22 protein-coding genes are annotated in these 25,787 nt (G+C 64.9%); 12 read left to right on the top strand and 10 right to left on the bottom strand.

The window, feature by feature from the left end:
• Positions 1-7 precede the first annotated feature (7 nt).
• Complete coding sequence (gene metH / locus SPITH_RS01000) at positions 8-3,649, top strand: methionine synthase (RefSeq protein ID WP_014623889.1); 3,642 nt, start codon at positions 8-10, stop codon at positions 3,647-3,649.
• Here the strand turns inward: metH and panD are convergent.
• From panD to panB, 4 genes are read right to left on the bottom strand one after another with little or no spacing between them, the layout of a single operon-like run.
• Complete coding sequence (gene panD / locus SPITH_RS00995; RefSeq protein ID WP_014623888.1) at positions 3,644-4,006, bottom strand: aspartate 1-decarboxylase; 363 nt, start codon at positions 4,004-4,006, stop codon at positions 3,644-3,646. The two genes, metH and panD, sit on opposite strands and share 6 nt — an antisense overlap.
• A gap of 60 nt (positions 4,007-4,066) precedes the next feature.
• Positions 4,067-4,753 (bottom strand): phosphopantothenoylcysteine decarboxylase domain-containing protein, encoded by a 687-nt coding sequence (locus tag SPITH_RS00990; RefSeq protein ID WP_014623887.1) that lies wholly within the window; start codon positions 4,751-4,753, stop codon positions 4,067-4,069.
• Positions 4,750-5,289 carry a flavoprotein gene (locus SPITH_RS00985; RefSeq protein WP_014623886.1) on the bottom strand — a complete coding sequence of 180 codons (540 nt, stop codon included), beginning with the start codon at positions 5,287-5,289 and terminating at the stop codon, positions 4,750-4,752. Before SPITH_RS00985 ends, SPITH_RS00990 begins: the two co-directional genes overlap by 4 nt.
• Positions 5,290-5,348: 59 nt before the next feature.
• Positions 5,349-6,143: a 3-methyl-2-oxobutanoate hydroxymethyltransferase gene (gene panB, locus SPITH_RS00980; RefSeq protein WP_014623885.1), complete on the bottom strand. Its 795-nt coding sequence runs from the start codon at positions 6,141-6,143 to the stop codon at positions 5,349-5,351.
• Between the two features lie 180 nt (positions 6,144-6,323).
• Here panB and SPITH_RS00975 point away from each other — a divergent pair, with 180 nt between their 5' ends.
• From SPITH_RS00975 to SPITH_RS00950, 6 genes are read left to right on the top strand one after another with little or no spacing between them, the layout of a single operon-like run.
• Positions 6,324-7,043, top strand: coding sequence for a TetR/AcrR family transcriptional regulator (locus SPITH_RS00975; protein ID WP_014623884.1), 720 nt, complete (start codon positions 6,324-6,326; stop codon positions 7,041-7,043).
• Complete coding sequence (locus SPITH_RS00970) at positions 7,030-7,719, top strand: ABC transporter ATP-binding protein (RefSeq protein WP_014623883.1); 690 nt, start codon at positions 7,030-7,032, stop codon at positions 7,717-7,719. The genes SPITH_RS00975 and SPITH_RS00970 overlap by 14 nt, the downstream gene beginning before the upstream one ends.
• A complete protein-coding gene (locus SPITH_RS00965; protein WP_014623882.1) occupies positions 7,716-8,981 on the top strand; it encodes an ABC transporter permease in 1,266 nt (421 codons plus the stop codon). The genes SPITH_RS00970 and SPITH_RS00965 overlap by 4 nt, the downstream gene beginning before the upstream one ends.
• 10 nt (positions 8,982-8,991) lie before the next feature.
• Positions 8,992-10,245, top strand: coding sequence for an ABC transporter permease (locus SPITH_RS00960; RefSeq protein ID WP_014623881.1), 1,254 nt, complete (start codon positions 8,992-8,994; stop codon positions 10,243-10,245).
• 10 nt (positions 10,246-10,255) lie between these two features.
• Positions 10,256-10,996, top strand: coding sequence for an outer membrane lipoprotein-sorting protein (locus SPITH_RS00955; RefSeq protein ID WP_014623880.1), 741 nt, complete (start codon positions 10,256-10,258; stop codon positions 10,994-10,996).
• Entirely contained in the window at positions 10,990-12,156 is a 1,167-nt protein-coding gene (locus SPITH_RS00950; protein ID WP_014623879.1) for a hypothetical protein, read from the top strand. Before SPITH_RS00955 ends, SPITH_RS00950 begins: the two co-directional genes overlap by 7 nt.
• 36 nt (positions 12,157-12,192) lie before the next feature.
• Here SPITH_RS00950 and SPITH_RS00945 read toward each other — a convergent pair whose 3' ends face one another.
• A complete protein-coding gene (locus tag SPITH_RS00945; protein ID WP_014623878.1) occupies positions 12,193-13,767 on the bottom strand; it encodes a DUF5312 family protein in 1,575 nt (524 codons plus the stop codon).
• A gap of 43 nt (positions 13,768-13,810) precedes the next feature.
• On the opposite strand from SPITH_RS00945, the gene SPITH_RS12700 reads away from it, so the two are divergent.
• Both SPITH_RS12700 and SPITH_RS00935 read left to right on the top strand, forming a co-directional pair.
• Positions 13,811-14,761: an epoxyqueuosine reductase gene (locus SPITH_RS12700; protein ID WP_014623877.1), complete on the top strand. Its 951-nt coding sequence runs from the start codon at positions 13,811-13,813 to the stop codon at positions 14,759-14,761.
• Positions 14,762-14,854: 93 nt separating this feature from the next.
• Entirely contained in the window at positions 14,855-16,147 is a 1,293-nt protein-coding gene (locus SPITH_RS00935; RefSeq protein ID WP_014623876.1) for an aminotransferase class I/II-fold pyridoxal phosphate-dependent enzyme, read from the top strand.
• A gap of 41 nt (positions 16,148-16,188) precedes the next feature.
• Here the strand turns inward: SPITH_RS00935 and SPITH_RS00930 are convergent, their stop codons facing one another.
• Positions 16,189-17,814: a methyl-accepting chemotaxis protein gene (locus SPITH_RS00930; RefSeq protein WP_014623875.1), complete on the bottom strand. Its 1,626-nt coding sequence runs from the start codon at positions 17,812-17,814 to the stop codon at positions 16,189-16,191.
• Between the two features lie 98 nt (positions 17,815-17,912).
• Positions 17,913-18,866, bottom strand: coding sequence for a tRNA modification radical SAM protein MnmL/YtqA (gene mnmL / locus SPITH_RS00925; protein ID WP_014623874.1), 954 nt, complete (start codon positions 18,864-18,866; stop codon positions 17,913-17,915).
• 65 nt (positions 18,867-18,931) lie between these two features.
• Between mnmL and SPITH_RS00920 the strand changes: the two genes are divergently transcribed.
• Both SPITH_RS00920 and SPITH_RS00915 read left to right on the top strand, forming a co-directional pair.
• The gene (locus SPITH_RS00920) at positions 18,932-20,116 is read left to right on the top strand and encodes a type 2 periplasmic-binding domain-containing protein (protein WP_014623873.1); all 1,185 of its coding nucleotides are present in this window, start codon (positions 18,932-18,934) and stop codon (positions 20,114-20,116) included.
• A 69-nt stretch (positions 20,117-20,185) separates the two neighbouring features.
• Positions 20,186-21,283: an ABC transporter ATP-binding protein gene (locus tag SPITH_RS00915; protein WP_014623872.1), complete on the top strand. Its 1,098-nt coding sequence runs from the start codon at positions 20,186-20,188 to the stop codon at positions 21,281-21,283.
• Positions 21,284-21,347: 64 nt separating this feature from the next.
• On the opposite strand, the gene SPITH_RS00910 is transcribed toward SPITH_RS00915, so the two are convergent.
• Genes SPITH_RS00910 through SPITH_RS00900 form a run of 3 tightly spaced genes read right to left on the bottom strand, consistent with a single transcriptional unit; the run spans position 21,348 to position 24,359 of the window.
• Positions 21,348-22,412 carry a FecR family protein gene (locus SPITH_RS00910; protein ID WP_014623871.1) on the bottom strand — a complete coding sequence of 355 codons (1,065 nt, stop codon included), beginning with the start codon at positions 22,410-22,412 and terminating at the stop codon, positions 21,348-21,350.
• Positions 22,409-23,497 (bottom strand): SPL family radical SAM protein, encoded by a 1,089-nt coding sequence (locus tag SPITH_RS00905; RefSeq protein ID WP_014623870.1) that lies wholly within the window; start codon positions 23,495-23,497, stop codon positions 22,409-22,411. The genes SPITH_RS00910 and SPITH_RS00905 overlap by 4 nt, the downstream gene beginning before the upstream one ends.
• Entirely contained in the window at positions 23,472-24,359 is an 888-nt protein-coding gene (locus SPITH_RS00900; protein WP_014623869.1) for a hypothetical protein, read from the bottom strand. Before SPITH_RS00900 ends, SPITH_RS00905 begins: the two co-directional genes overlap by 26 nt.
• Before the next feature lie 95 nt (positions 24,360-24,454).
• Here SPITH_RS00900 and SPITH_RS00895 point away from each other — a divergent pair, with 95 nt between their 5' ends.
• Positions 24,455-25,777, top strand: a complete 1,323-nt coding sequence (locus SPITH_RS00895) for a homoserine dehydrogenase (RefSeq protein WP_014623868.1) — start codon at positions 24,455-24,457, stop codon at positions 25,775-25,777.
• The last annotated feature ends 10 nt before the right edge of the window (positions 25,778-25,787 follow it).

Below are 25,787 nucleotides of genomic sequence, written 5' to 3'. Positions count from 1 at the left end.
AGGTCCGATGGCCCACCCCATAGAGGAGCTCCTCAAGGAGCGCATCCTCATCCTCGACGGTGCCATGGGCACCATGATCCAGCGCTACCACTTCTCGGAGGCCGACTACCGGGGGGTCCTGTTCGAGAAGGGGCCCACGGTGGACGGCCGCGAGGTCGCTCTCAAGGGGAATCACGACCTCCTCGCGCTCACCAGGCCCCACGTGATAGAGGAGATCCACCGGGCCTACCTCGAGGCGGGCGCCGACATCATCGAGACCAACACCTTCAACGCCACGAGGGTCTCCCAGCGCGAGTACGGGACCGAGGACCTGGTGGAGCGGATCAACCTGGAGGCGGCGCGCCTCGCGCGTCGCGTGGCCGACGAGTACTCGGCCCGTACCCCTCACAGGCCGCGGTTCGTCGCAGGGGTGCTCGGCCCCACGAGCAAGACCCTCTCCCTCTCGCCCCGGGCGGACGACCCGGCCTTTCGCGAGCTCTCGTTCGGGGAGCTGGAGGAGGACTACTTCGGCGCGGTGCGTGCCCTCGTGGAGGGCGGGGCGGACCTCATCCTCATTGAGACGGTGTTCGACACCCTCAACGCCAAGGCGGCCCTCGCAGCGGTCGCGCGGTTTTGCAGGGAGAGCGGGCGGGCGGTGCCGGTGATGCTCTCGGCCACCATAAGCGATGCGGCGGGCCGCCTCCTCTCGGGCCAGACCCCCCGCGCCTTCCTCCACTCGGTGCTCCACGGCCGGCCGCTCTCGGTGGGGTTCAACTGCGCCTTCGGTCCCGAGATGATGCGCCCTCACCTCAAGGCCATTCAGGATGCGCCCTGCGCCGTGAGCGTGCATCCGAACGCGGGGCTCCCCAATGCCCTCGGCGAGTACGACCAGGGGCCGGACCAGATGGCCGCAACCCTCGCCCTTTACGCGAGGGAGGGGCTCCTCAACATCGCAGGCGGGTGCTGCGGCACCACGCCGGACCACATCCGGGCGATCGCAGAGGCCCTGGAGGGGATCCCTCCCCGGCCCATCCCCTCCCCCAGGCCGGTGGCGGTCTTCACCGGGCTGGAGGTGCTCGACCAGGAGGAGGCGGGCTTCATCCTGGTGGGCGAGCGCACCAACGTGGCGGGTTCTGCGAGGTTCCGCCGCCTCCTCCGGGAGGAGCGGTGGGAGGAGGCCCTGGAGGTGGCGCGGGCGCAGATCTCCGCGGGCGCCCAGATGATCGACGTGAACGTGGACGATCCGCTCCTCGATCCCCCCCGTTTCATGCGGCGCTTCCTCTCCCTGGCGGCCTCGGATCCCACGGTGGCGCGGGTGCCGGTGATGATCGATTCCTCGGACTGGGAGGTGCTGAGGGCAGGGCTCGAGTCCCTCCAGGGGAAGGGCGTGGTCAACTCCTTGAGCCTCAAGGACGGGGAGGAGGTCTTCCTCGAACGGGCGCGGGTGGTGCGGGAGATGGGGGCTGCGGTCCTCGTGATGTGCTTCGACGAGGAGGGACAGGCCGAGACCTTCGAGCGCAAGATCGCCGTGGCGCAGCGGGCCTACCGGCTCCTGGTGGAGGAGGTGGGGATCCCGCCGTGGGAGATCGTGATCGATCCGAACATCTTCGCCATCGGGACGGGGATGGAGGAGCACGCCCGCTACGGCCTCGACTACCTGGAGGCGGTGCGCTGGATCAAGGAGCATCTCCCCCACGCGCGCACCTCGGGTGGGATCAGCAATGTCTCGTTCGCCTTCAGGGGGCACGAGGGCCTCAGGGATGCGATCCACGCGGTCTTCCTCCACCACGCGAGGGCGGCGGGGCTCGATATGGCGATCGTGAATCCCCAGCGGATGATGGCCTACGAGGAGGTGCCGGAGGAGGTGCGGGGGCTGATCGAGGATCTGGTCTTCGACCGGCGGAGGGATGCGACGGAGCGTCTCCTCGAGGCGGCCCGGGGGTTTTCCGGCGCCGGGCCGAGGGTGCGGGGCGAGGATCGGGCGTGGAGAGACCTGCCGGTGGAGGAGCGGCTCGCCTACGCCCTGAAGGAGGGGATCCAGGCGTACCTCGTGGAGGATCTGGAGGAGGCGCACCGGAAGGCGGGGAGCGCGCTGGGGGTGATCGAGGGGCCGCTCCTTACGGGGATGGAGGAGGTGGGGAGGCTCTTCGGCGAGGGGAGGCTGTTCCTGCCGCAGGTGGTGAGGGCGGCGCGGGTGATGAGGGAGGCGGTGGCGATCCTGGAGCCGAGGCTCAAGGCGGAGCAGGGAGGGGTCGGGAAGGCGAGGGGGGTGGTGGTGCTCGCCACGGTGAAGGGGGATGTCCACGATATCGGGAAGAACATCGTGAAGGTGGTGCTCGAGTGCAACGGGTACCGTGTGGTGGACCTGGGGGTGATGGTGCCGCCCGAGAGGGTGGTGGAGGCGGCGCGGCAGGGGGCCGATGCGGTGGGGCTGTCGGGGCTCATCACGCCGTCGCTCGAGCGGATGCGGGAGACGGCCGAGGCGATCGATCGGGCGGGGCCGGCGGTGCCGCTCCTCATAGGTGGGGCGGCGACGAGCAGACTCCACACGGCGCTCAGGATCGCCCCGGCCTACCGGGGGCCGGTGATCCACGTGCGGGATGCCTCGGAGGCGGTGCAGGTGATGGGGCGGCTCCTCTCGGAGGGGCGGGAGGAGTTCGTCCGGGAGGTGAGGGCGGAGCAGGCGCGGCTGAGGGAGCAGGGGGTGAAGGGGAGAGGGGGCGTGCCGGGGCTGGGGGAGGCGCGGCGGAGGAGGCTGCGGCCTGGGCCGGCTTCGCCGGTCGAGCCGCGGGTGCGGGGGCCTCAGGTGGTGCGGATGGGGGTGGCCGAGGTGCGCCCCTACCTGGACTGGCGGATGTTCTACAAGGGGTGGGGGCTCCCTGCGCGCACGCCCGAGCGGATGCGGGAGGCGGAGCGGGCGGAGGCGGTGCGGCTGCGGGAGGAGGCGGAGGGGGTGCTCGCGCGGATGGAGGGGAGGGTGCGGATCGAGGGGGTGGTGGGGTTCTTCCCGGCGCGGGATGTGGGGGAGGACTGCATCGGGGTGCTGGGGTGGGGGGGAGAGGGGGTGATCCGGCGGCTGCCCATGCTACGGCAGCAGGCGGTGAAGGAAGGGGAGCCCACCCGGTCCCTCGTGGATTTCCTGCCTCACGAAGGGCATGACTACCTCGGCCTCTTCGTCATTACCGCAGGCAAGGACATAGAGCGCTTCCTCGCAGAGGAGGGGCCTGGAGAACCCTATCGCGAGCTCATGGTACGGCTCCTCGCCGACAGACTCGCCGAGGCGGCGAGCGAGTACCTCCACATGCTCGTGCGCACCACCCTCTGGGGCTATGCCCCTGAGGAACACCTCTCCCCCGAGGAGGTGCTCGCAGGCAGGTACCGGGGCATCCGACCTGCACCCGGACACGCCGCCTGCCCCGACCACAGCCTCAAACAGGACATCTTCGAGCTCCTCGGGGCAGAGGCACGCCTGGAGGTCAGGCTCACCGAGTCGTTCATGATGGTCCCCCCATCCTCGGTCGCGGGCTTCTACTTCTCGCATCCCGAGAGCCGCTATTTCGCCGTGGGACGCATCACCGAGGAACAACTCCGCGACTATGCACGCCGCAGGGAAAGGCCTGTTGACGAAGTGCGAGGCTGGCTCGACCACATCGTGGTCGCAGATTCATGAGCCGGGTTTCAGCACCTTCTTCACCGTGTTTCGATGGTCCACCAGCACCACGGTGGGCTGCCAGGAAGAGGCCTCTTCCGGGGTGAGGTGCGCATAGGAGACGATGATCACCAAGTCGCCGGGCTGGGCGAGCCTCGCGGCCGCGCCGTTTATGCAGATCTCCCCGGGCCTCCCGTCGATGAGGTAGGTGGTGAAGCGGGCGCCGTTGTTGAGGTTGAACACATCAACCTTCTCGTGCGGGAACATACCCGCCGCTCGGTAGAGCTCGGGATCCACCGAGATCGACCCCTCGTAGTCGAGTCTCGTCTCGGTCACCACAGCCCTATGGATCTTGGACTTGAGCACCTCTATGAACATCAGCCTCTTCCTTGCTCCACTTAAAAGGGATCTTTAGAAAAGATACCAGAAACTCACTGTTCAGGAAAGGACCCGCGCTTCCAGAAGGCCCACAAGCCGGGAGGCGAGCGCCTCGGTGGTAGGCACCTCCTCCGCCTCCCCCGGCGAGGTGAAGATCCGCGCCCTCACCCCCCTCCCCATCTCCTCCATGTCGTTGTGCACCACGAGGTCGGCCCCCTCCTCGAAGATACGCCTCACCGCCTCCTCCACCGCCTCACCCCGCGCCCCCACCGTGAGCTTGAACCCGACGAGCACCACCCCCGGCGCCCACCCCTTGATCCCAGCGAGGAGCTTCTCGTTCCTCGCGAGCCCGATCCAGACCGGCCCGGCCGAGTCCACCTTCCCGCCCCCCTCCACCCGCCTCAACACCACCCGCAGCCTCCCTTCCTCCTCCTCCCTCGCCTCCTCCTCCCACACCCCTGCCACGCTGAAATCGCTCACCGCAGCCGCATGCACCACCGCATCCCAGGCACCCCCACGAAGGAGCCCCTCGAGCCGCCCGGCAAGCTCGGCGAAGCAAGAGAACCGCACCACCTCCACCCCCTCCGGCACCACCTCCGCCACCCCCACCAGGGCCGTCACCTCATGCCCCCTCCGCGCCGCCTCCTCTGCCACCAGGGCCGCGGTCCTCCCCGTGGAGGTGTTCACCAGGCTACGCACTCCGTCCACCGGCTCCCGGCACCCCCCACCCGTCACCAGGATCCTCACAGATCCTCCTTTATCTTCTGGAAGACGAGCTCGGGATCCGCGAGCTTCCCGGTCCCCACCGTGCCGCAGGCGAGCCTCCCCTCCACCGGGGCAAGGATCACCACCCCCCACTCCTCCAGGACCTTCAGGTTGCGCTGGGTGGCGGGGTGGAGGTACATCTGCGTGTTCATCGCCGGGGCGAGCCACACCGGCCTCTGGAAGTTGTTCGCGAGGAAGATCGCGCCGAACAGGTCGTCGGCAAGCCCTGCAGCCAGGCGCGCGATGCAGTTCGCCGAGGCGGGATACACCAGGAGCAGATCGGCCCACTCCTGGGCGAGGGTGATGTGCGGGATGAAGTCGGGTTGGCCCGCGAACATGTCGGTGAGCACGGGCCGTCCGGTGATCCCCTCGAAGGTTGCAGGGCCAATGAACCGGAGGGCGCGCTCGGTGGCCGTGGCCTGGACCTCGTACCCCTCCTTCACGAGCATCGAGGCGAGGGCAGCGGCCTTGAAACAGGCCACCGAGCCCGTCAGGTGCAGGAGTATGCGCTTCGACATCGACACCATCCTCCTCATTCGTTCTCATGGGCGGGGGAGGCCCATCGAAGAGACCGGCCTCACTCGTCCTCGAAACTCTCCTCCCGGGTGGGGAACCGACCCTCCACCACGTCCTCCACGAACCGATCCACCGCCTCTTTCACCGCGAGCCCCACCTCGGCGTATCGCCTCACGAACCTGAAAGGCTTCTCCAGCCCCACCCCCCCAAGGTCGTAGAGCACAAGCACCTGGCCATCGGTGTCGGATCCCGCCCCTATCCCGATCGTGGGAATGGAGATGCGCTCCGTCACCACACGGGCGAGTCCTGAGGGGATGCACTCCAGCACGATCCCGAAACACCCGAGCGCCTCCAGCCTCCCGGCGCCCTCCAGGATGTAGGTGCGGGAGGCCTCGTCCCTCCCCTGCACCCTGAACCCGCCGAAGGCGTAGTAGAACTGCGGGGTGAGGCCCAGATGCCCCATCACCGGGATCCCGGCCTGTACCAGGTGGGCGATCTCCTCCTCGATCCCCTTCCACCCCTCCACCTTCACCGCATCGGCCCCTGCCCGTATGAGCTCCCCTGCAGCGTGCACCGCATGGGCCTTGCCCTGCTGCATCGAGAGGAAGGGCATGTCGGCGATGATCATCTTGTCGGGCGCCCCCCGTCGCACCGCCTCGGTGTGCCGGACCATCATCTCCAGGGTTGCGTGCACCGTGGTGGGATACCCGTAGATCACCATGGCGAGGCTGTCCCCCACGAGCAGGCAATCCACCTCGGTCTCGTTGAGGACCCGTGCGAAGCTCGCATCGTAACACGTCACCATGGAGATCTTCTTGCCCTGCCGCTTACGGGCAAGGAAACTCCGAACGTTCACCTGCTGCCTCCTCGATCCGTAAGAGTAGCACAAAAGAGCCCATTCTGTCCAATCGTGCCGCCCGGTTCAAGCAGGAATTGCGATATTTCGAGCATGGCGCTTGACGATGCGCACGAAACACACTATACTTCCCATTAGACCGACGGTCGGTCGAACACGTTCTGCGGAGGAATCGCCTGCATGACCGGATCAGATTTTCACACGGTCCGCGACACCCGCGCCCGCATCATAGAGACCGCCTCCCGACTCTTCTGGGAGCACGGCTACGACCGCGTCCCTGTAGAGCGGATCATTCGTGAGGTGGGCATCGCAAAAGGCACCTTCTACCACCACTTCCGGTCGAAGGAAGACTTGCTGGACGCCGTGGTCGAGACCCTCACCGACGCGTTCATCGACCGGCTGGACAAGACCCTTCGGGACACCTCCATCCCCATCGAGGAGAAGCTCAACCTCCTCATGAACCAGTCCGTGCAGTTCAAGCTCGAGAGCATCCCCCTCATGCTCACCATCCTCAAGTCATGGCTCGACCCCGCCAACGTCACCTTCCGCGAGAAGATGGAGCAGCTCTCACTCGAGAAATCCCTCCCCCTCATGGCCCGCTTCATCGAGGAAGGTACCGAGGCCGGGCTCTTCCACATAGGCAGGATGAGGCCCCGGGACGTGGCGCGATTCATCATGACCCTCTCGTTCGCCATCACCAACGAGACCGCCGAATACCTCCTGGGCCTTAAGGATCATCCCGAGTACGAGGAGAAGTTCACCACCCTCTACGAGAGCTTCCAGTACGCCTACGAGCGGATGCTGGGGCTCCCGGAGGGATATCTGGACTTCAGGATCGGAGAGTTTCTCCGGGCCACCAAGGCATACCTAGAGAAAGGAGCAGACAATGGCGATCGTTGAACTTTCCGGAGTGAAGAAAGACTACCACACGGGAGAGACCGTGGTACACGCCCTGAGGGGGGTGGACATCCAGGTGGAACCGGGCGAGTTCCTCGCCATCGCCGGACCCTCGGGTTCGGGCAAGACCACCCTCCTCAACATCATCGGCACCCTCGATTCCGCGGACGAGGGGACGGTGATCATCGACCACACCGATATCCCGTCCCTCGATCCGAAGGAGCGAGCCCGCTTCAGACGCGGAAAGATCGGCTTCGTCTTCCAGACCTTCAACCTCATCCCCGTGCTCACGGCCTACGAGAACGTGGCCTTCGCCCTCGACCTCCTCGACCTTCCTGAACGCGAGGTGAGGGAGCGCACCATGCAGATCCTCAAGGACGTGGGGCTCGAGGGCATGGAGGACAGGAGACCGGCCCAGCTCTCGGGTGGTCAGCAACAGCGCGTGGCCATCGCCAGGGCCCTGGTGAAGAATCCCATCCTCGTCCTGGCCGACGAGCCCACCGCCAACCTCGACTCCGAGACCGGAAAGGCCATCGTCCACCTCATGCAGGAGCTCAACGAGAAGTACGGCACCACCTTCATCTTCTCCACCCACGACAAGATGGTGATGGACCACGCCCGCAGGCTCGTGCTCCTGCACGACGGACTCATCCAGGAAGACATAAGGAGGGAGTCATGAAGGCAAAGACCCTCTTCTCACTCTCTCTGAAGAACCTCACGCGCTACACCAGGCGCACCATCATCACCGCCTCGGCTGTGGCCGTGGGGATCCTCCTCTTCATCTTCGTGGACTCCATACTCAAAGGTGCAGAGAGGGACTCGGAACGCAATCTCCTCTGGTACGAGACCGGGAGCGCCCAGATCTTCACCGGGGAGTTCTGGGAGGAGAAGGACCGTCTCCCCCTCAACAAGGGTATCGAAGAGCCGGACGAGGTACTCTCGTTCCTCGCCTCGAAAGGCGTGAAGGCAGCCCCCCGGGTCACCGCCCTGGGCGAGCTCGTGGTCTACAAGGACCCTTACCCCGAGGACGGCTCGCTCCAGGTACGGATCACGGCCGTGGACCCGGTGCGTGACCCCGAGGTCTTCAGGCTCGAGGACGAGGTGGTGGAGGGCTCCTGGTTCTCGGGATCGCCCGGTGAGGAGGGCGTGATCCTGGGCCAGTGGCTCGCAGAGGACCTCGGCGCCAGGGTGGGCTACCCCGTCACGCTCGTCACCCGCACCCGGGACGGGGCCTATCAGACCATGGACCTCACCATCGTGGGGATCGTGGCGACCCCCAATCCCGTGGTGAACCGCACCGGTGTGTACCTCCCCCTCGACACCGCAGACTTCTACCTGGACATGGGAGGCACGGTCACCTCCATCGCCCTCTCCCTCCCCGAGCACATCCCCGTGGAGGAACAGGTCGCCGCATTCGGGCCCGCGCTTGCGGCACGTTTCCCCGACCTCACCCTCAAGACGTGGAAGGACCTCGCACCGGGGTACGTGGCCATCGCCCAGGCAAAGCAGGGAGGGACGAGCATGATCCTGCTCCTCCTCTTCGTCATCGCCGCGGTGGGGATCTCCAACACCATGCTCATGTCCATCTACGAGCGGTTCCGCGAGATCGGCATGATGCGGGCCCTGGGCATGAAGGAGTCGCAGATCGGACTCTCCTTCCTCCTCGAGGCGGCGGGCATAGGCTTCCTCGGCGCCCTCATGGGGGTGATCCTCGCCGTTCCCATCAACTACTTCCTGGTGGAGTACGGGATCGACTACGGCTGGCTCATCAGGGAGATGGACGTGGGCTACCGCATCGCCGGGGCCTTCAAAGGGACCTGGGATCCGGGCTCCTTCCTCACCGCGTTCGTCATGGGCGTGCTCATCGCCACGGTGGTCGCCATATTCCCGGTCCGCAGGGCCTTCAAGAAGAGCATCGTGGACTGCCTCCACTACCACTAAGGAGGAGATGATGAAACTCTCACAGATCGCCTGGCGCAATATCTTCAGGAACAGGAGGAGGAGCCTCCTCTCGGTGCTCGCCCTGGCCATCGCGGCCATGAGCCTGGTGCTCCTCTTCGGCCTCATAGACTGGATGAAGGACGACCTCAGGACCAACCTCTTCAGGTTCTACACCGGCCAGATCCGCATCCGGGACAGAGAGTTCGACACCTACGAGCACCTCTCCCCCCTCCACCTCAAGGTGGAGCACGCCCTCGACCTGGTGGAAAAGATCGAACAGATCCCCGGCGTGAGGGCGGCCGCAGCCCGCATAGGCTTCCCGGCCATGGTCCTGGAAGAGGAGGGCACCTTCCTCGGCGTCTACGGCAGGGCCATGGATATGGAACAGGAACGAAAGGTGGCGAACCTCGACGAGTACCTCCTCACCGGCGAGTTCCCGAAGGCAGGGTCGAGGGAGATCCTCCTCACCCCCTCCCTCGCAGAGGAACTCGGCAAACAGGTGGGGGACACCCTCACCCTCATGGCCCGGACCGCCACCTATGGCACCAACGCCATGACCTTCACGATCACCGGACTGGTCCGCTTTCCCTTCAGCTCCCTCGACCGGGCCTTCTTCATCCCCCTCGACACCGGACAACGGCTCCTCAGGATGCGATCCCTGAACGGGAGCACATTCGATGCCGCGAGCGAGGTGGTGGTGCTCCTCGAAGAGGGGGTGAAGGAACGAGACGTGCTCCCGCACGTCCAGGCGCTCCTCGCCACGGGGAGCTACGGAGACGTCGAGGCCAAGCCCTGGCAGGAGCTCCCCACCCTCTACTCCGTCATCCGGATCGCCGAGATCACCTACAACATCATAGGGCTCCTCTTCCTCCTCCTGGGCAGCACGGTCATCATCAACACCACCATGATGGTCATCTACGAGCGCATGAGGGAGATAGGGACCATGAGCGCCATGGGCATGGAGGGGGGCCAGCTCGTGGGGCTCTTCTTCCTGGAGGCCCTCTACCTCGCACTCATCGGGGCCGCGGTGGGGGTGGGCCTCGGCGCACTCTTCGCCTACCCCTTGGGCATCTACGGCATCGACTACACCGCCGCCACCCAGGACATCCAGTGGCCGATCTCCAACATCTACTACTGCACTCCCACGTGGCGCACCTACCTCTTCGTCTTCCTCTTCTCCGTGGTGGTGGGGGCCGTCACATCCTTCATCCCCTCACGGAGGGCGGCGAAGCTCAATCCCATACAGGCACTCAGGACCATATAGGAGGCGCCTCATGAACACACGACGCATCGCATCGACACTGCTCGTATTCCTCCTCGCAGGAGGGCTCCTCTCCGCCCTCACGCCCGAGGAAATCCTCGACCGGGTGGAGGAGAATCAGACCTTCTCCACCTTCCGGGGAGAGGGCAAGATGGTGATCACCGACAGGTTCGGCACCCGCACCAAGACCTTCAGATTCTACGCAAAAGGCGAGGAACAGTCCCTCATCGAGTTCACGAGCATAGACGAGGCAGGACAGAAGATCCTCCGCACCGAGGACGAGATCTACCTCTACTACCCCGACGCCGAGGAGCTCATCCGCCTCCAGGGGGCGGCCTTGAGGGAATCGGTCGCAGGCTCCGACCTCTCGTACGAGGACCTCACCGGCGGCAAGGAGCTCAAGGACAAGTACCGCGTGAGCATCGAAGGCGAGGAGACGGCCAACGGTCGTCCCTGCTACGTGCTGGTGCTCGAGGCCAAGGTGAAGGACGTGGCCTATCCCAGACAGAAGCTCTGGGTGGACAAAGAGCTGTTCGTGGGATGGAAGGCCCAGTACTTCGCCCTCTCGGGCAAGGTGCTCAAGGAGGTCGAGGTGAAGGAGATCGAGGAGATAAAGGGGCACTCCATACCGGTCCACTACGTCTTCAGGGACATGCTGAAGCGCAACTCCTCCACCGAGTTCCTCATCTCTGGGATCGAAGTGGACATCCCCCTCGACGAACGCATCTTCTCGCTGGAGGAACTCACATGGTAACCCTCCGCTCAAAGTGGGCCATCCTGTCGATGCTGCTCCTCCTCGGGGTCATTCCCCTGTGGGGGGAGCAACAGGTCAGGGTGATCATGGACACCGCTGTCTTCGGTATGCGTATCGACGAGGAGACCTGGTCTCTCTTCTCCTCGGGAAACGGCGAACTCGACCTCCAGAGCAGGGGGAGCAGGAACGTGCGGGCCCGTCTCTCCCTCACCGCATCACTCGGTCAGGAGGTGGGCACCGGCGAAGGCACGCCGAGCCTCACGGGAAGGGAGACCGCCACCTTCGGCATCCACTACGCCTACGTGAAGGTCCGCATCCCCCTCGCCGAGCGGTACGCCGTGCGTCTCTCCATGGGAAAGAACGCCCTCACCTGGGGGGTCGGCTCGCTCTTCAACGCGGGAAACATCGCCTTCAACCCCACGGCCACGCAAGGGGCGAGTCTGCTCGCGGTGGAAGGCCCGGTGAGGGAGGATACGGCGTGGTACGCCTCCCTCTACCTCCCGCTCGGCACCTACGCCTTCCTCGAACCGGTGGCCCTCGTGGCCCTCGCCCCTGCCTCGGAGGCCCCCCTCTTCCCCGCACCAGAGGAGACCTCGCTCGGCGCACGGCTCCACACCAAGGCTGGCCCCCTTCTCCTCGAGGCCGCCTACCTCCATGACGGACCGCAGGGCACACATGTGGGGGCCTTCACGATCCAGGGCAACCTGGGTGCCGACCTCTACGCTTCCCTCTGCTCTTCCATCCCGAAGGACACGGAAGACGTCACCACCTCTCTCAGGGAGGAGCTCGTCCTCTCCCTCGGCGCCTTCTGGCTCAACCCCATAGAGGTGGGTGAGGGGCTCAGCCTCAGGATCGAGGCCCTCGTCATCCCCGACGCATCGTGGGAGGAGGGAACGGCAGGAGACCTCTCGGACTACGGCATCCACCTCTACCACGAGCTCAGCCTGGCCCCCTCGGACCGGCTCACCCTCCTCTTCCGGGGGCTCCTCTCTCCCATCGATCTGAGCGGCGTGGGAATCGCAGGTCTCGACTGGAACCTCGACCAGGGCCTCCACCTCTACTCCTTCTTCTCCCTCCAGGTGGGGGAGGAGACCGACCTCTACAGCCCCTCGCACCCCGGAGGCATCGCCCTCGCAGGAGGGGTTCGCTACACCTTCTGAACCACACGGGGAAGGGGAAACCCTTCCCCTTTTCACTCACTCCTCGGGTTGCCGCTTCCTGGTGAAGAAGAGCTGGAGGATCTGGATGAAGTAGTAGATCTTCTTGTACGTTTCGACCATATCCCTCTGGAGGTCTTCCCCCTCATAGGCGTTCTCCACCTCACGCCAGTTGAGGATGACCTCCCGTTTCGATCCCTGGGAGTCCTCTATGAGACTCTTGAAGATCTTGCCTATCGAGATGAGGTTCTGGGCGGTCTCCATCACCATCCGCCGGACGGCCTCGTTCACGTCGTCTATGTACTGCTTGAGGACGCGCTTCACCGCCGGTTCCTTTCCGCTCCCGCTCCGGTGGAGGTACTGACGGATCTTCTGCCCCCGCTCCCCCTCATCGCTCAGGGACTCATCGAGCTCCACCACCTCCTGGGCGATGTCCATCACCCGGTAGTAGGCGTCCGAGAGCTCCTGGGAGACCTGGGGAGCGGTCCACTTCCCGCGCACGATGAAAAGCTCGGCGAGCATCCTCACGTCGCGCTTGTAGAAGTCCAGGAGAAAGGCCTTGAGGTAGTTGAACGGCTCCACGTAGAGGAAGGTCCCCACATCGTGACGGGCGAAGGCCGAAGCCGTGGCCTCCGTGTAGTACCGGGACCTCGCCACCGCATCGGTCCCGAAGACCATCCTGAGGAGCTGGCCGAGCTTCATCTTCCGCTTCTCTTCCCTGAGTCCTCGTATCACGGCCTCCGCATCTCGTCTGAGCTCTTCGAGCACCCCCTCGACGATATCCTGGCGTGAGACCCTCACCTCCGGCTGAAAGGCAGGATTCTTCTCCACATGCTGCACGATCTTCACCAGGATATCGCTCCGCTTCACCGCCATGAGGGCGTTGAACATCCGCTGCCAGAGCCTCGGATCGACCACCTCCACGCCCTTGTAGAGCCTGAGGACGGGAAAGACCTCCTGCCACGGAAGGCCAGGATCGAGGGGCCCTATCACATCCAGGAAGTCCTTGAGATCGTCCACCACGTACTCGGCCGAGATGGGTTCGAACCTGGGGGTATACGAGGGGTCCTGCTCGGGGAAGGAAGCGTCGAACTTCTTGAGGAGGAAGTAGAAATCGAACTTCACGAATCCCACGAGGTAGAGGATGGTCTCGTAGACCCTGTTCATCCGCTCGGCTCTGTCGCGGCTGCACAGATCGTAGAGCTCGACGAGATCGCCCTTCACCTCCTCGGTGAGCTGTTCGAGCGACACCTCCTTCACCCTCACGCGGAGCGCCCCTGGATCGAGCCGGGCGAGGATCCCCCGCTTCTCCTCGGGGAGGAAGGACTCCACCACGAGACGCCTCAGCGCCTTCGAAGAATCGGCGTGCTGGAGGAGTGTCTGCGCTGGACCGATCACCCGATATATCTGGAAGAAGAACTGAGCGAGCTGTGGGAGGGCTTCATCCGACCGGGGGTTGTAGAAGCGATACTTGCTCCTGCGTATCTCCTTCGCGATCTGTCTGAGGGCACGCCTCTTCTGACGAGCGGGATCGTTCGCCCCCAGGATGATGTCGAGTATCCTCCCCAGAAACCCTTTCCGCACCGGGGCGGTTCCCGGAATACCGTCACTCATACTTTACATACTAGGTGAAAATATACTGAACTGTCAACGAAATATGAGCAAGGGCCTCACCTTCGAAGCGATTCTCGACCTCTGCCGGGAGGCGGGTCTCACGGAGGTCTACCCGTCCTCTTCCGAAGGCATCCCCGGCCTCGACCCGCACCGCCACCCTTCCTTCCTCATCACCCACCTCCCCTACACCATCCCCACCCCCCACCCCTCCCCCCTCCCCTCCGCCCGCATCGCCCCCTTCGCCTGCGCGAACCACTACCGGGAACTCTCCCACACCCTCAGGCGGATCGTCTCCCTCATCGGGCAGCGCACCGGCCACCCGAAGTCCGCCTTCCGGGTCTTCTCCAACTCACCACTCCCCGAACGGGCCATGGCCCACCGCGCGGGACTCGGGGTCCCCGGGAGGAACGGGCTCATCATCCACCCGGTCTACGGCTCCTACATCGCACTCGGCGGCATCCTCCTCCCCTTCCCCCTCGACCTCCCCCCGTCCCCACCCCCTCCGCCCCCCCTCTCCCCCTGCGGCCCCTGCACCGCCTGCCTCACCGCCTGCCCCACCCGCGCCCTCCCCGGCGACGGCACCCTCAGGAAGGAGCGGTGCATCCAGTACTGGGCGAGCACCCACGGGATCGTCCCCGACCCCGTCAAGGCCGCCTGGAGCCCCACCCTCTACGGCTGCCCTCACTGCCAGGCCGCCTGCCCCTACAACAGACGCCCCGCACCCGGACGGAGGCCCGTCCTCCGCGGCCGGATAGGCCCCGCCCTCCCCCTCACCCTCCTCCTCGGCACCCCCGCCCCCCTCCTCAAGGCCCTCCTCCGGGGCTCCGCCCTCCACCTCGGCTGGCTCTCCCCCCTCACCCTCCAGCGCAACGCCCTCCTCGCCGCAGCCGCCACCGGAGCCCGCCCCCTCCTCCCCTACGTCGAACCCTACCTCACCCACCCCGATCCCGTCCTCCGCGATGCGGCCCGGTGGGCCGTCCTTCGTCTCTCATGATCCCGATCGGGAGCATAAATATACAAAAACACCCCCATTCCTGCATGAATATGCATTGACAAACCCCTCCCCTTCGGACATCATAGCCTTGCTATGAAACTCAACCCACTCGCCCAGTCTCTCAACCAGACCCTGGAAGGGAGCGTCGCCTACAGGCTCCTGTCGGATCTGGGGAAACGCATGTTCTTCCCCAGAGGAGTCGCAGCCCAGAGCATGGAGGCCAAGGAGAAGGCCCACCGGTTCGACGCCACCGTGGGCATCGCGAACGTGGAGCGGGGAAAACCCATCATCCTCGAAGAGATCCACCGGTGGGTCCCCGAGCTCTCCCCTGCGGAGATCGTCTCCTACGCCCCCACCCCCGGCGATCCGGAACTCCGGAAGCTCTGGCAGCAGGAGATCCTCCGGAAGAACCCGGACGTACCCCCTGATCGCATCTCCCTTCCCATGGTCACCTCGGGCCTCACCGGTGCCCTGAGTCAGGTGGCCGACCTCTTCGTGAACCCGCACGACCACGTCCTCGTCTCCGACTTCTTCTGGGGCAACTACCGCCTCCTCTTCGAAGGACGGCGCGAAGCCCGGCTCGTCACCTATCCCCTCTTCACCGAGGAAGGCTCCCTCGATCTCGAGGCCCTGGAGCGCACGATCAGGGACATTCCCGCGAAGAAGGCCGTCCTCGTCCTCAACTTCCCCAACAACCCCACCGGCTACACCCCCACCGTGGACGAGGCACGGGCCATGGCCGGCCTCCTTGCCAGGTGCGCCGAAGAGAAAGACCTCCTGGTGGTCTGCGACGACGCCTACTTCGGCCTCTTCTACGAGGAAGGGATCTACCCCCACTCCCTCTTCAACCTCCTCGCCACCGCGCACCCCAACCTCCTCGCGGTCAAGGTGGACGGCCCCACCAAGGAGCTCTACGTGTGGGGCTTCCGCATCGGCTTCCTCACCTTCGGATCCCCGGTCCTCACCGCAGGCCAGTTCGACGCACTCAACCAGAAGCTCGCAGGATCCCTCCGCGCCACCGTCTCCAACTCCAACCGCCTCGCCCAGAGCCTCCTCAAGCGCGCCCTCACGAGCGCCCACACCCCCTCCGAACTCGCGAAGTGGGCCGATCTCCTCAAGGCCCGCTATCGGAAGACCCGCCAGATCCTCTCGCGCATGGGCGACGACGTCCCCCTCGTCCCCCAGCCCTTCAACTCGGGCTACTTCATGTGCTTCAAGACCAGGGGGATCGATGCAGAGGCACTCAGACAGGCCCTCCTGGAGAAGGGCATCGGGACCATCTCTCTGGGAAGGGACGTGCTCCGCGTCACCTTCGCGAGCATCCCTGAGGAGCACCTGGAGGAACTCTTCTCGGAGATCTTCGAGACCGCCCGCAGCCTCGCATAGGGAGCGATCCACCACGGGCCGGGGATACCCCCGGCCCCTCCTCATCCCATCCTGTCGAGCTCTTTAAGCCCGTCCATCACCCGCCTGTAGGCCGCGAGGTTCTCCTCACCCTTCCGGGAGAGCTCCCGGGTGCTCTCCAAGACGGCATCCGCATGGGACGCCACGCGTTCCACCTCCTCCCGCACCACATCCACCAGCCCCCGCATCCCCTCGATGGAAGCCCCGCTCGCATCCAGCTCCGCTTCCATACTCCGCAGGGCCTCCTCCACCTCCTGGGAAAGCCCGGAGAGGCTCGCCACGGCCTCCTCTATCTGGCGATACCCCGCCGCTGACTCGCTCATGCCTCCGAGTATCTCCACGAGCGAGTCCCTCGTCTCCTCTATCCTCTCCTTCATCCCCGCGAACACCTCCCTGAACTCCTCCAATGCCTGGACGGCCTCCTGCACCAGGGCGTTGTTCTCCCCGAGCGTCTCGCCGATCCTCCGGGCCTGGGCGTTGCTCTCCTCCGCGAGCTTACGGATCTCCTCGGCCACCACGGCGAACCCCTTCCCCGCCTCACCGGCATGGGCCGCCTCTATGGCCGCATTGAGGGCGAGGAGGTTGGTGCTTCCGGCGATCTTCGTGATGGTCTGGGCGATCTGGAGGATCTCTCCGGAGTGCGCACCGATCCTGTGGAAGAGCTCCCGCGCCCCCTCGAACCTCCCGAGCACTGCAGCCGCCTCGCCCGCAAGAGCCTCCAGCTCCTCCCGACGGGAAGAGGCAGTGGAGACCATGTTCCGCACCTGTGCCTGGAGCTCCTCCACGGCAGAGGATGTCTGGGCCACCGCCTCCTTCACCGCCCCCATCCGTTCCCTCACGAGTCCCCTCGCCCCCTTCACCCGCCCTTCCGCCTCTCCGGCGCTCGCCGCATAGTCCGAGAGCTGAAGGACAAGCTCACCCATGCGCACGAGCCCCTCCCTCATCTCGGAGGACCGTTGGGCGTTCCTCGCGGCGTGCTCGCTCAGGTGCTCGCCGAGGTTGAAGGCCACGGCCGACTCCTCCACCAGGCCGTGAAGGCCTCGATACCGGGCCTCGGCAACCTTCGCCTGTTCCTGGAGTTCCCTGAACGAACGGTACTGGAGGTTGAAGATGTGTACGATGAACGCAGCGCTGAAGATCATGAGGATGAGCGCCACCAGCGCCTCAGAAAGGCCATCCCCCATACCTGCAGAGAGCGTCACGGGCCGGATCCGGACCCCATACGCGAAGACGAGCGTGAGCACGTTCAGGACGATGAGGGTGATCACCTGCCACGAGGCATAGGCGAGCAGGGGAAGACAGATGAGCGTGGGAATGAGATACGTCGCCTGGACGTAGATGTCCCGAGGGGAGACGATCTCCCGCATGGAGAAGAGGACGAGCGCAGCCAACCACATGAGGAAGACGTTCCCCGTGCTCACCAGCTTGAAACGGCCCAGCAGCAGGAGTATCACGTAGACGAGGAACACCCCCGCCACGACCAGCTCCCCCACCCCCATCCGCACCATCCCCTGGAAGAGGCGCACCAGGGCGAGGCACACGAACCCTATACCGAGGAACGTATCGAGGAAGAGGAGGGAGTTGACCTTCCGCTTCACGATGAGGTCGGCCTCCTGATACGATCTCTCCAACACACGTTTCCACCACATACCGCGTTCCTCCTTGCTACAATGTCTGTATCGTCAACGTCCAGGGAAACCCAAGCCTTCGGGCATGAATCTCCAGGACCATTGATCTCCCTTTACGTTCACCTCGTTTTTCTTCCCCCCACTTCAACCCACAACCTCCCCTGCCGTGTCCCCCTCCTCCTCATCTCATCCTCGAGCCTCCTCAAGAACCGGCCCTTGGGCATGTACTGTCCGGGGACCCCCCTCCTCTCCGGCGGGGTGTCGGTGACGAGCCGCATCACCACCATATCGGGCCGTATCCGCTCCAGGGCCCCCATCACGTACTCGAGGTAGCGCTCCCGTGAGAGGAGGGAGAGCTCACCCCTCAGATACTCCTGGAAGAGGGGTGCACCCACCGGAAGGTGGAGATCGTGGAACTTGATCCCCTCCACCCCGGATTCGGCCACGAACCGGGCGCTCTCCCAGAACGCCTCCCTCCCCTCGCCGGGAAGGCCTGCGATGAGATGGGCCGCCCGGAGGAGCCCGGCCTCACCTGCCCGCCGCACCGCATCCTCCCACTGGGCCACGGTGTGCCCTCGCCGTATCCTCCTGAGCGTCTCGTCGAAGGCGGACTGGAGCCCCAGCTCCACCCACACCTCGAGGCCCCGCGCCTTGTAGGAAGCGAGGAGGTCGAGCACCTCGTCGGGAAGGTAGTCCGGTCGGGTAGAGACGATCAGCCCCACCCATTCCCCCTCACCCGCCGCCAGCCCCGCCTCGTACACCCTCCGGAGCTCCTCCACCGGGCCGTACGTATTGGTGTACGCCTGGAAGTAGAGCAGGAACCGCGAGGCCCCGTAGCGCGCCTTCAGGAACCCCTTGGCCCGCCGCACCTGCTCCTCGAGCCCCCGGACATCACCGAGATAGGGCGCCCGGGACCCCTCCACATCGCAGAAGGCGCACCCCCGTCCCTCCCTCGAGTCCCGATGGGGGCAGGAGAATCCCGCATCGACCCCCACCCGGTAGACCACCCCGCCGAAGCGTTCCTTGAGATAGCGCGAGAACGAACGATACCGCGGCCCTTCCCGGTCCTCCATCACCTCAATACTCGCCCATCCTCCACCGATTGACAAGAGCGTACACCGTCTCTAGAGTGAGGCCCATGAGAGGCGTGCTCCTCTTCCTCCTCATCGTGTTTTCCTTCACAGGATGCGAGACCACCGTGGATTTCTCGGCCCGCCTCCTCACCACGATCCCGGAGACCGCCCTGTGGGTGGAGGCCTTCCATCGCACCTATTCCCACGACCACATCGAGGTCCTCTACGCCCCCTCGCTCGAGGAGGGCCTCTCACGCTACCGCGACATCGACCTCGTCATCTCGGAAGAAACCCTCCCGGCCTCCAGGCTCTTCCCCTATCCTCCGGGAGCGGAGAACCCCCTGTGTGACCCGGATTCGTTCTATCCCGGTATCCTCGCGGCCCTGGGCAACGGCAGCACCCTCATCCGGTATCCCCTCTCGTTCTCCCTTCCTGTGCTCGCCTATGCGACCGCCTCCCTCTCCGAGCTCCAGCCCGGTTCCCTCACCGACCTCGAGACCGTCATCGAACTGAGCGCAGACCACACCACCACGAGGAGGGGCGCCATCACCCGCATCGGATTCTTCCCGGGACTCGCACCATCGTGGGTGGAACACTACCTGCCCCTCTTCGACGTCACCTTCCTCCCCGGCCCCGGGGGGAGGATCGTATGGGACCAGCGCTCGCTCGAAGGATTCATGGACTTCCTGACCTCCTGGTATGACCGGGCCGGCATCTCCCATCGGGATGTCGTCCGTTACAGGGAACGCTACCTCACCCTCCCCCCTGCAGAGAACCTCCGCCAGGGGAGGGCCACCATGCTCTACCTCCCCCTCTCGAGCTTCTTCATGATACCGGAGGAGGCCCGATCCTCCCTCGATTTCGTCTACCTCTCCCACCGGGGACGGGTGCCGGCCATCTCCCCCGTGACCACCGCCTCCATACTGAGAGACGCCCCCCACCGCGACACCGCCGAGCACTTCCTCCGATGGCTCCTCGACCCCGAGGGACAGGAAGAGATCCTCGCCCACCTGGGTCGTACGGGGATCCCCTTCTTCGGGCTCGCGGGAGGCCTGAGCAGCCTCGTGGAGGTGAGTGAAGGCATCCTCCCGCGTATCCACCCCCGGCTCGCAGGAAAGATCCCACCCCCGAACGCCATCCTCTTCACCCCCCCTCCCCGTGAAGAGGTGAGACGGTTCTACGACGAATCCTTCCTCCCCTGGCTCGAGGCGGCCCTCGAAGGAGAGGCCGGAGAGTCCCTCGCCCCGTGAGAATTGTTTGACAAATCCTCCGCCATACCGTATCATGGGAACAATAAGATATACCTATCGGAGGTTTGTATGGCAACGGTAGAACTCAAGAACGTCACCAAGGTCTACGGCGGCAAGGTGACGGCGGTGAAGGACGCGAACATCAGCGTGGAAGACGGTGAGTTCGTGGTCCTCGTCGGCCCCTCGGGATGTGGAAAGACCACCACACTCCGTATGATCGCAGGCCTCGAAGACATCACCGAGGGCGATCTGTTCATCGACGGGACCAGAATGAACGATGTGCCCCCCAAGGACAGGGACATCGCCATGGTGTTCCAGAACTACGCCCTCTACCCGCACATGAGTGTATATGACAACATGGCCTTCGGGCTCAAGATCCGCAAATTCCCCAAGGAGGAGATCGACCAGAGGGTCCACAAGGCCGCGCAGATCCTCGACATCGAGGAGCTCCTCGAGCGGAAGCCCAAGGAACTCTCGGGCGGCCAGAGGCAGCGTGTGGCCGTGGGAAGGGCCATCGTTCGTGAGCCCAAGGTCTTCCTCTTCGACGAGCCGCTCTCCAACCTCGACGCGAAGCTCAGGGTGCAGATGAGAGCCGAACTCTCCGCCCTCCACCACAGGCTGGGCAAGACGATGATCTACGTCACACACGACCAGGTGGAAGCCATGACCATGGCGGACCGCATCGTGGTCATGAGGGACGGCCTCATACAGCAGATCGGAACCCCGCTCCAGCTCTACAACCACCCGGTGAACCTCTTCGTGGCGGGCTTCATAGGATCGCCTCCGATGAACTTCATCTCCTCCACCATCAGGGAGGAGGGCGCCCACCTCGTGGCCGACGAAGGCGACTTCCAGATCATCGTGCCGGAGAAGTACGAGAAGGCCCTCAAGCCCTACGTGGGCAAGCAGATCATCTTCGGCATCCGACCGGAGGACCTCACCTACGACCCCTCGGGCAAGGGCGAGATCAAGGCCATCGTCACCGTGGTGGAGCCCCTCGGTGCGGAGATCCACCTCTACATCAGCACGGGTCAGAACCAGATCATCGCCCGCACCCCACCGCAGCACGAGTTCAAGGTGGGCGAGAAGGTCTCCTTCAAGCCGAACCTCGAGCGCGCACACTTCTTCGATCCCGAGACCGAGCGCTCGCTCACTGCGGAACTCTGAACCGAGACCCCAGACCAAAGGGGCTGCCGTATGGCAGCCCCTTTCTTCACGGGTGTACCCCTCATCAGTCCTCGAAGAGAAGCGACTCGCCCAGCAGTGAACGTCCCCGCTGTTCGAAGAGGAACATGACGAACCGCACGTACTGGAGCCTCGAGGCCAGCTCCCTCGCCTCTTTCTCCACCTGTGCGACGAAGCTCCCTATCTCCTCTCCGGTATCGAGCCTCCCGTGCCCCACTCCTTCGTGGTAGTACGAGACCAGTTCGATCAACCTGTAGTAGACCCGTGAGAAGAGGAACAGTTCCTTCCTCAATCGGAGCATGACCCCCGCAAGCTCTTTGCGTTCCCGTAAGGCCTCGGGTCCCCCTTCAGAAAGCCTCCCCTGCTTGTAGCGCCGTATCCACTCGTTCACCACCTCCTGCCTCCTGAGGAGATCCCCGTAGGCCTCATCAAAGGCTCGCTTTCTCTCCCGATAGAGGCGGGCATAGAGCGAAAAGACACGGGGTGCGTTGGCCCTGAAGGCCTCCATCCGCTCGGTGAGCCAGTTCCGCTTGAGGTCCTCGGCCTCGGCGAGCCGGAAGAGCACGGTTCTCAGCCGCTCCCCCACCCGGCGTTCCACGGCCTTGCCCGGCTCGGCGAAGGCGGTCTCTCCCTCCCCAGCCCGGCACGCCACCCTCCCTTCGGTACAGATCACCAGGAGATCACCTCCCGCGGAGGTGATCACCTCGAACTCCGTCCCCCGCACCCCCATCGCCGCACCCTCGGTACGCACCACCACCTCGTCGGTGCCCGCGAGCCGCTTCACCTTCAGGAAGACCTGACCGGCGAAGAGTTCCATGGTCGTGGTCTTCTCCTCTTCCTCGCGCACCACCTGGAACACGCTTCCCGGCCGTATCTCCACCGAACCGGAGATGCCCCCCTCCTCCAGGAAGTCCACCACCACGTACCCGTCCCGTCCCGTCCTTATGAGGTCGTACTCACGCACCTCCATCCCGAAGTCCACCGGGAGGAGCTCCCTGTCCTCTCTGAGGAGCACCACCTCGCCTTCCACATAGCTCACCATACCCATCTCGGGGCCCGTGGCATACAGGCCCGCACATACGAACAGGGACACGAGCACCATACGTTTCATCGCTTCCTCCTTTCTCCCGAGAGCGCTACCCTTTCAAATATAGCCCAAAGCTCGGGAATTTTCCGGGGAAGGGTACCGAATACGCGATACCAGACCGCGGCGCTCTCCATGCACAGGTACACGGGGGTCCCGGGCCAGATACCGGTGATGAGATCCTTCATGTATCGGTACACCTCCACCCTCATCGCCTGAAGATACCTGAACTTGCCGTCCCGGGAGAGGACGAACTCGTCGTAGAGATAGGGGCGCCCCGACATCCTCTCCTTCAGGGCCGGCAGGTATCGGATGGTCCCCAGACTCACCCAGGCGATTCCGTCGGCCGGGAACGGAGCGAGGGCCCCCACCACCCGGGCATAGGCATCCTCCCATCCGGGGAAACGAAAGATGGGATCGAAATGCAAGGAGAGGCGGAACCCGGCATCAAGGACCTTCTTCGCCGCCTCGAGACGCTCCTCCAGCGGAGCGGCGGCCCCTTCCTCTTCCGCCACCACCCGGGGAGGATTGAGGGAGAACCCCACCACGGCCCGGCCCTTGGGAGCCACCCCGAGCAGGTGATCCACCGAGGCGGTCTTGGTCTTCACCTCGAAGCTCACGTGGGGATAAGGGGCGAGGGCCCGGATGAACTCCTCCGAGAGTCTGAAGACAGGGTCGAGGAACAGCGAATCCCCCACCTCCCCCGTGCCCACCCGTATCGGCCGGTCGGGATGGGTCTCCGCGAGTCGCACCAGCTCCTCCACGGCGGGTCGAGGATCCACGTGCACCACCAGCGGGGAGAAGTTGAGATATCCCTTCATCACACAGTAGGAACAGCCGAGCGGGCATCCCACGTAGAGGTCCACCGTGAGGTAGTTGCAGCACACGTGCCCTCGTGACCCGGGACACCGCCCGACGATCCTCCCCTTCGGCCGGGTGAGGAAGAGCGTCCTGCTGTTGAGGTCTTCGGGAGGCATCTCCTCCTTCCCTTCCACCACGTGCCACGAGGCCCCTGCGAGGGACTCCCTCGCCCGCTCAACTGCAGGGAGGGAGAGCGCGTCCCGCTCTACGTAGACGTGAGCGATCTCAGCCAAGGAACGAAAGGAACTCATCCAGATGCTCCTCGAGTTTCGAGAGCGCCTTCATCCTCCGCCCAAACTCCGTACGGGAGGAGAACCGGAAACTCACCCTCAGGGAATGCCCCTCGAACCCCGGGGGCGCCTCCAGTGCCACCCCGGTACCGTCGAGGAGCCTTCGCCTCGACGCAGCGAAGGAATCCTCCATGCCGGCGAGACGCGGGAAACGGGCCCTCCACACCGCTTCGAGGGGTTTGGGCGACGCGAGCAGTTCCCCCGCGCGGTGCATCGCCGCACGCTCGTCGAGCCCCTCCCGCCGGACGATCTCGGCCAGCATCACGAGGATCTGTCTCCTTTCCGAGAAGGTCATCCTGTGGGGATAGTAGGAAACGAGCCCTCCCACCGGATCCGGGAGATCCCTCACCTCCCAGGCCGTCTTGAGATCCACCTTGCCCTCACGGACCATCTCCCTGAACGACGCAGGAAGGGACAGGTAACGCTCCACGTGGGAGAAATCGCGCTTGCCCGGAACCACGAGAGGGACGATCCGCTCCGCCTCCTCGAGGAGGCCGTAGGTCCTGCAGAGCTCGTAGATACGCGCCTGTTCCTCCCAGGTGTAGGCCCCTGCCCTGTTCTCGCACTCCAAGGCGGCCGTGATCCGGTTGAGGGGACGTGCCTCCTCCCCCTCGAGCAGTACCACGGGGATCTCCTTCCACCCCGCCTCCCGGAGACGATCGCAGAGGGCCCCGCTCCACACGAGCCCGTCAGGGGCCCAGAGGAGCGGGGGGACCACCCCCCTTCGGAGCGCACCCTCGGAAGGGAGGGAAGGCTCCTCCCAGATCTCCGCCTCCGGGAGTCTCCTCTTCAACGCCGATACAGGATAGACCGCACGCTTCATGCCCCTACTCTACCATGCAACCCGGTCATGCGGCCACCGCCGATATTGACACCTCCACGAGGTTGCCCGTACCATACCGGCACCAAGGAGCAGCTATGGACCGACACAAGATCGCCCTCATAGGTTGCGGCACGGTGGGGAGCGGCGTGGCCGCCCTCCTCACGAAGGATGCGGATCTTCTCGCACAGAGGACCGGTCGACACCTCCATCTCGCCTATGTCGTGGACAGGGACTTCTCCCGGGCGCGCGCCCTGGGCCTCGACGAGCGCCTCTTCTGCGACGACTACCGGAAGGCCCTCGCAGACCCCGAGGTGGAGATCGTCGTGGAGCTCGTGGGCGGCACCGGTGTAGCGAAGACCATCACCGAGGAGGCCCTCAAGGCGGGCAAACACGTGGTCACCGCGAACAAGGCCCTCCTCGCGCACCACGGCCCCGACCTCCTGCGCCTCGCGAGGGAGCATGGAGTGGCCGTCGCCTTCGAGGCAAGCTGTGGAGGAGGGATCCCGATCATCCGCGCCCTCTACGACGGCCTCATCGCCAACCGCATCGACGCCCTCTACGGCATCGTGAACGGCACCTGCAACTACATTCTCACCCGCATGATAGGAGAGGGGATACCCTATGAAGCGGCCTTGAAAGAGGCGCAGGAACAGGGTTTTGCAGAGGCAGACCCCACCCTCGACGTCTCGGGCATGGACTCCGCACACAAACTCACCATCATGGCATCGCTCGCCTTCGGTTGCAGAGTCGATCTCGACGCCGTCCCCGTGCAGGGTATCCACAGGCTCGAGCTCCTCGACATCACCTACGGTCGAGAGCTCGGGTACGTGATGAAGCTCCTCGCCGTGGCGAGACGGGAGGAAGGTGGTCTCTCTCTGGTGGTGAGACCCTCCTTCATCTCCACCGAACACCCCCTCGCGTGGGTCTCCGGCTCGTTCAACGCCGTGAGCGTCTACGGCCATGCGACAGGCCACACCATGTACTACGGGAGGGGCGCCGGCTCCCGTCCCACCGCCTCCGCCATCGTGGCCGACATCGTGGCCCTGGTGACGGGCACCTATCCCCGGCTGTTCCAGGCCCTCCCCCTCTGGCCCGACAGGGGGACTCCTCCGACATACCTCCCTCTCGAGGCCACCATCTCGCGGTTCTATCTCCGCATCATGGTGGAAGACCGTCCCGGTGTCCTCGCCCGGATCACCGGTATCCTGGGAGAGCACGACATCAGCATCTCCTCCGTGCTCCAGAAGGAAGTCCCCGAGGGCAGGGGCACGAACCACGTGCCCATCGTGATCATCACCCACACGGTGGGAGAAGCCCGTGTTCAGGAGGCGGCGGACCGCATAGGGAACCTTCCCACGGTACACGAGCGACCCGTCATCATCCCCATCGTGGACGAACACGAAGAGTCCATAGGATAGAGAGGACCGA

Source organism: Spirochaeta thermophila DSM 6578 (genome assembly GCF_000184345.1).
Classification (GTDB): Bacteria; Spirochaetota; Spirochaetia; order Winmispirales; family Winmispiraceae; genus Winmispira; species Winmispira thermophila.
Note: the sequence above shows the minus strand (reverse complement) of the source record. Positions and strands in the feature narration are given on the sequence as shown.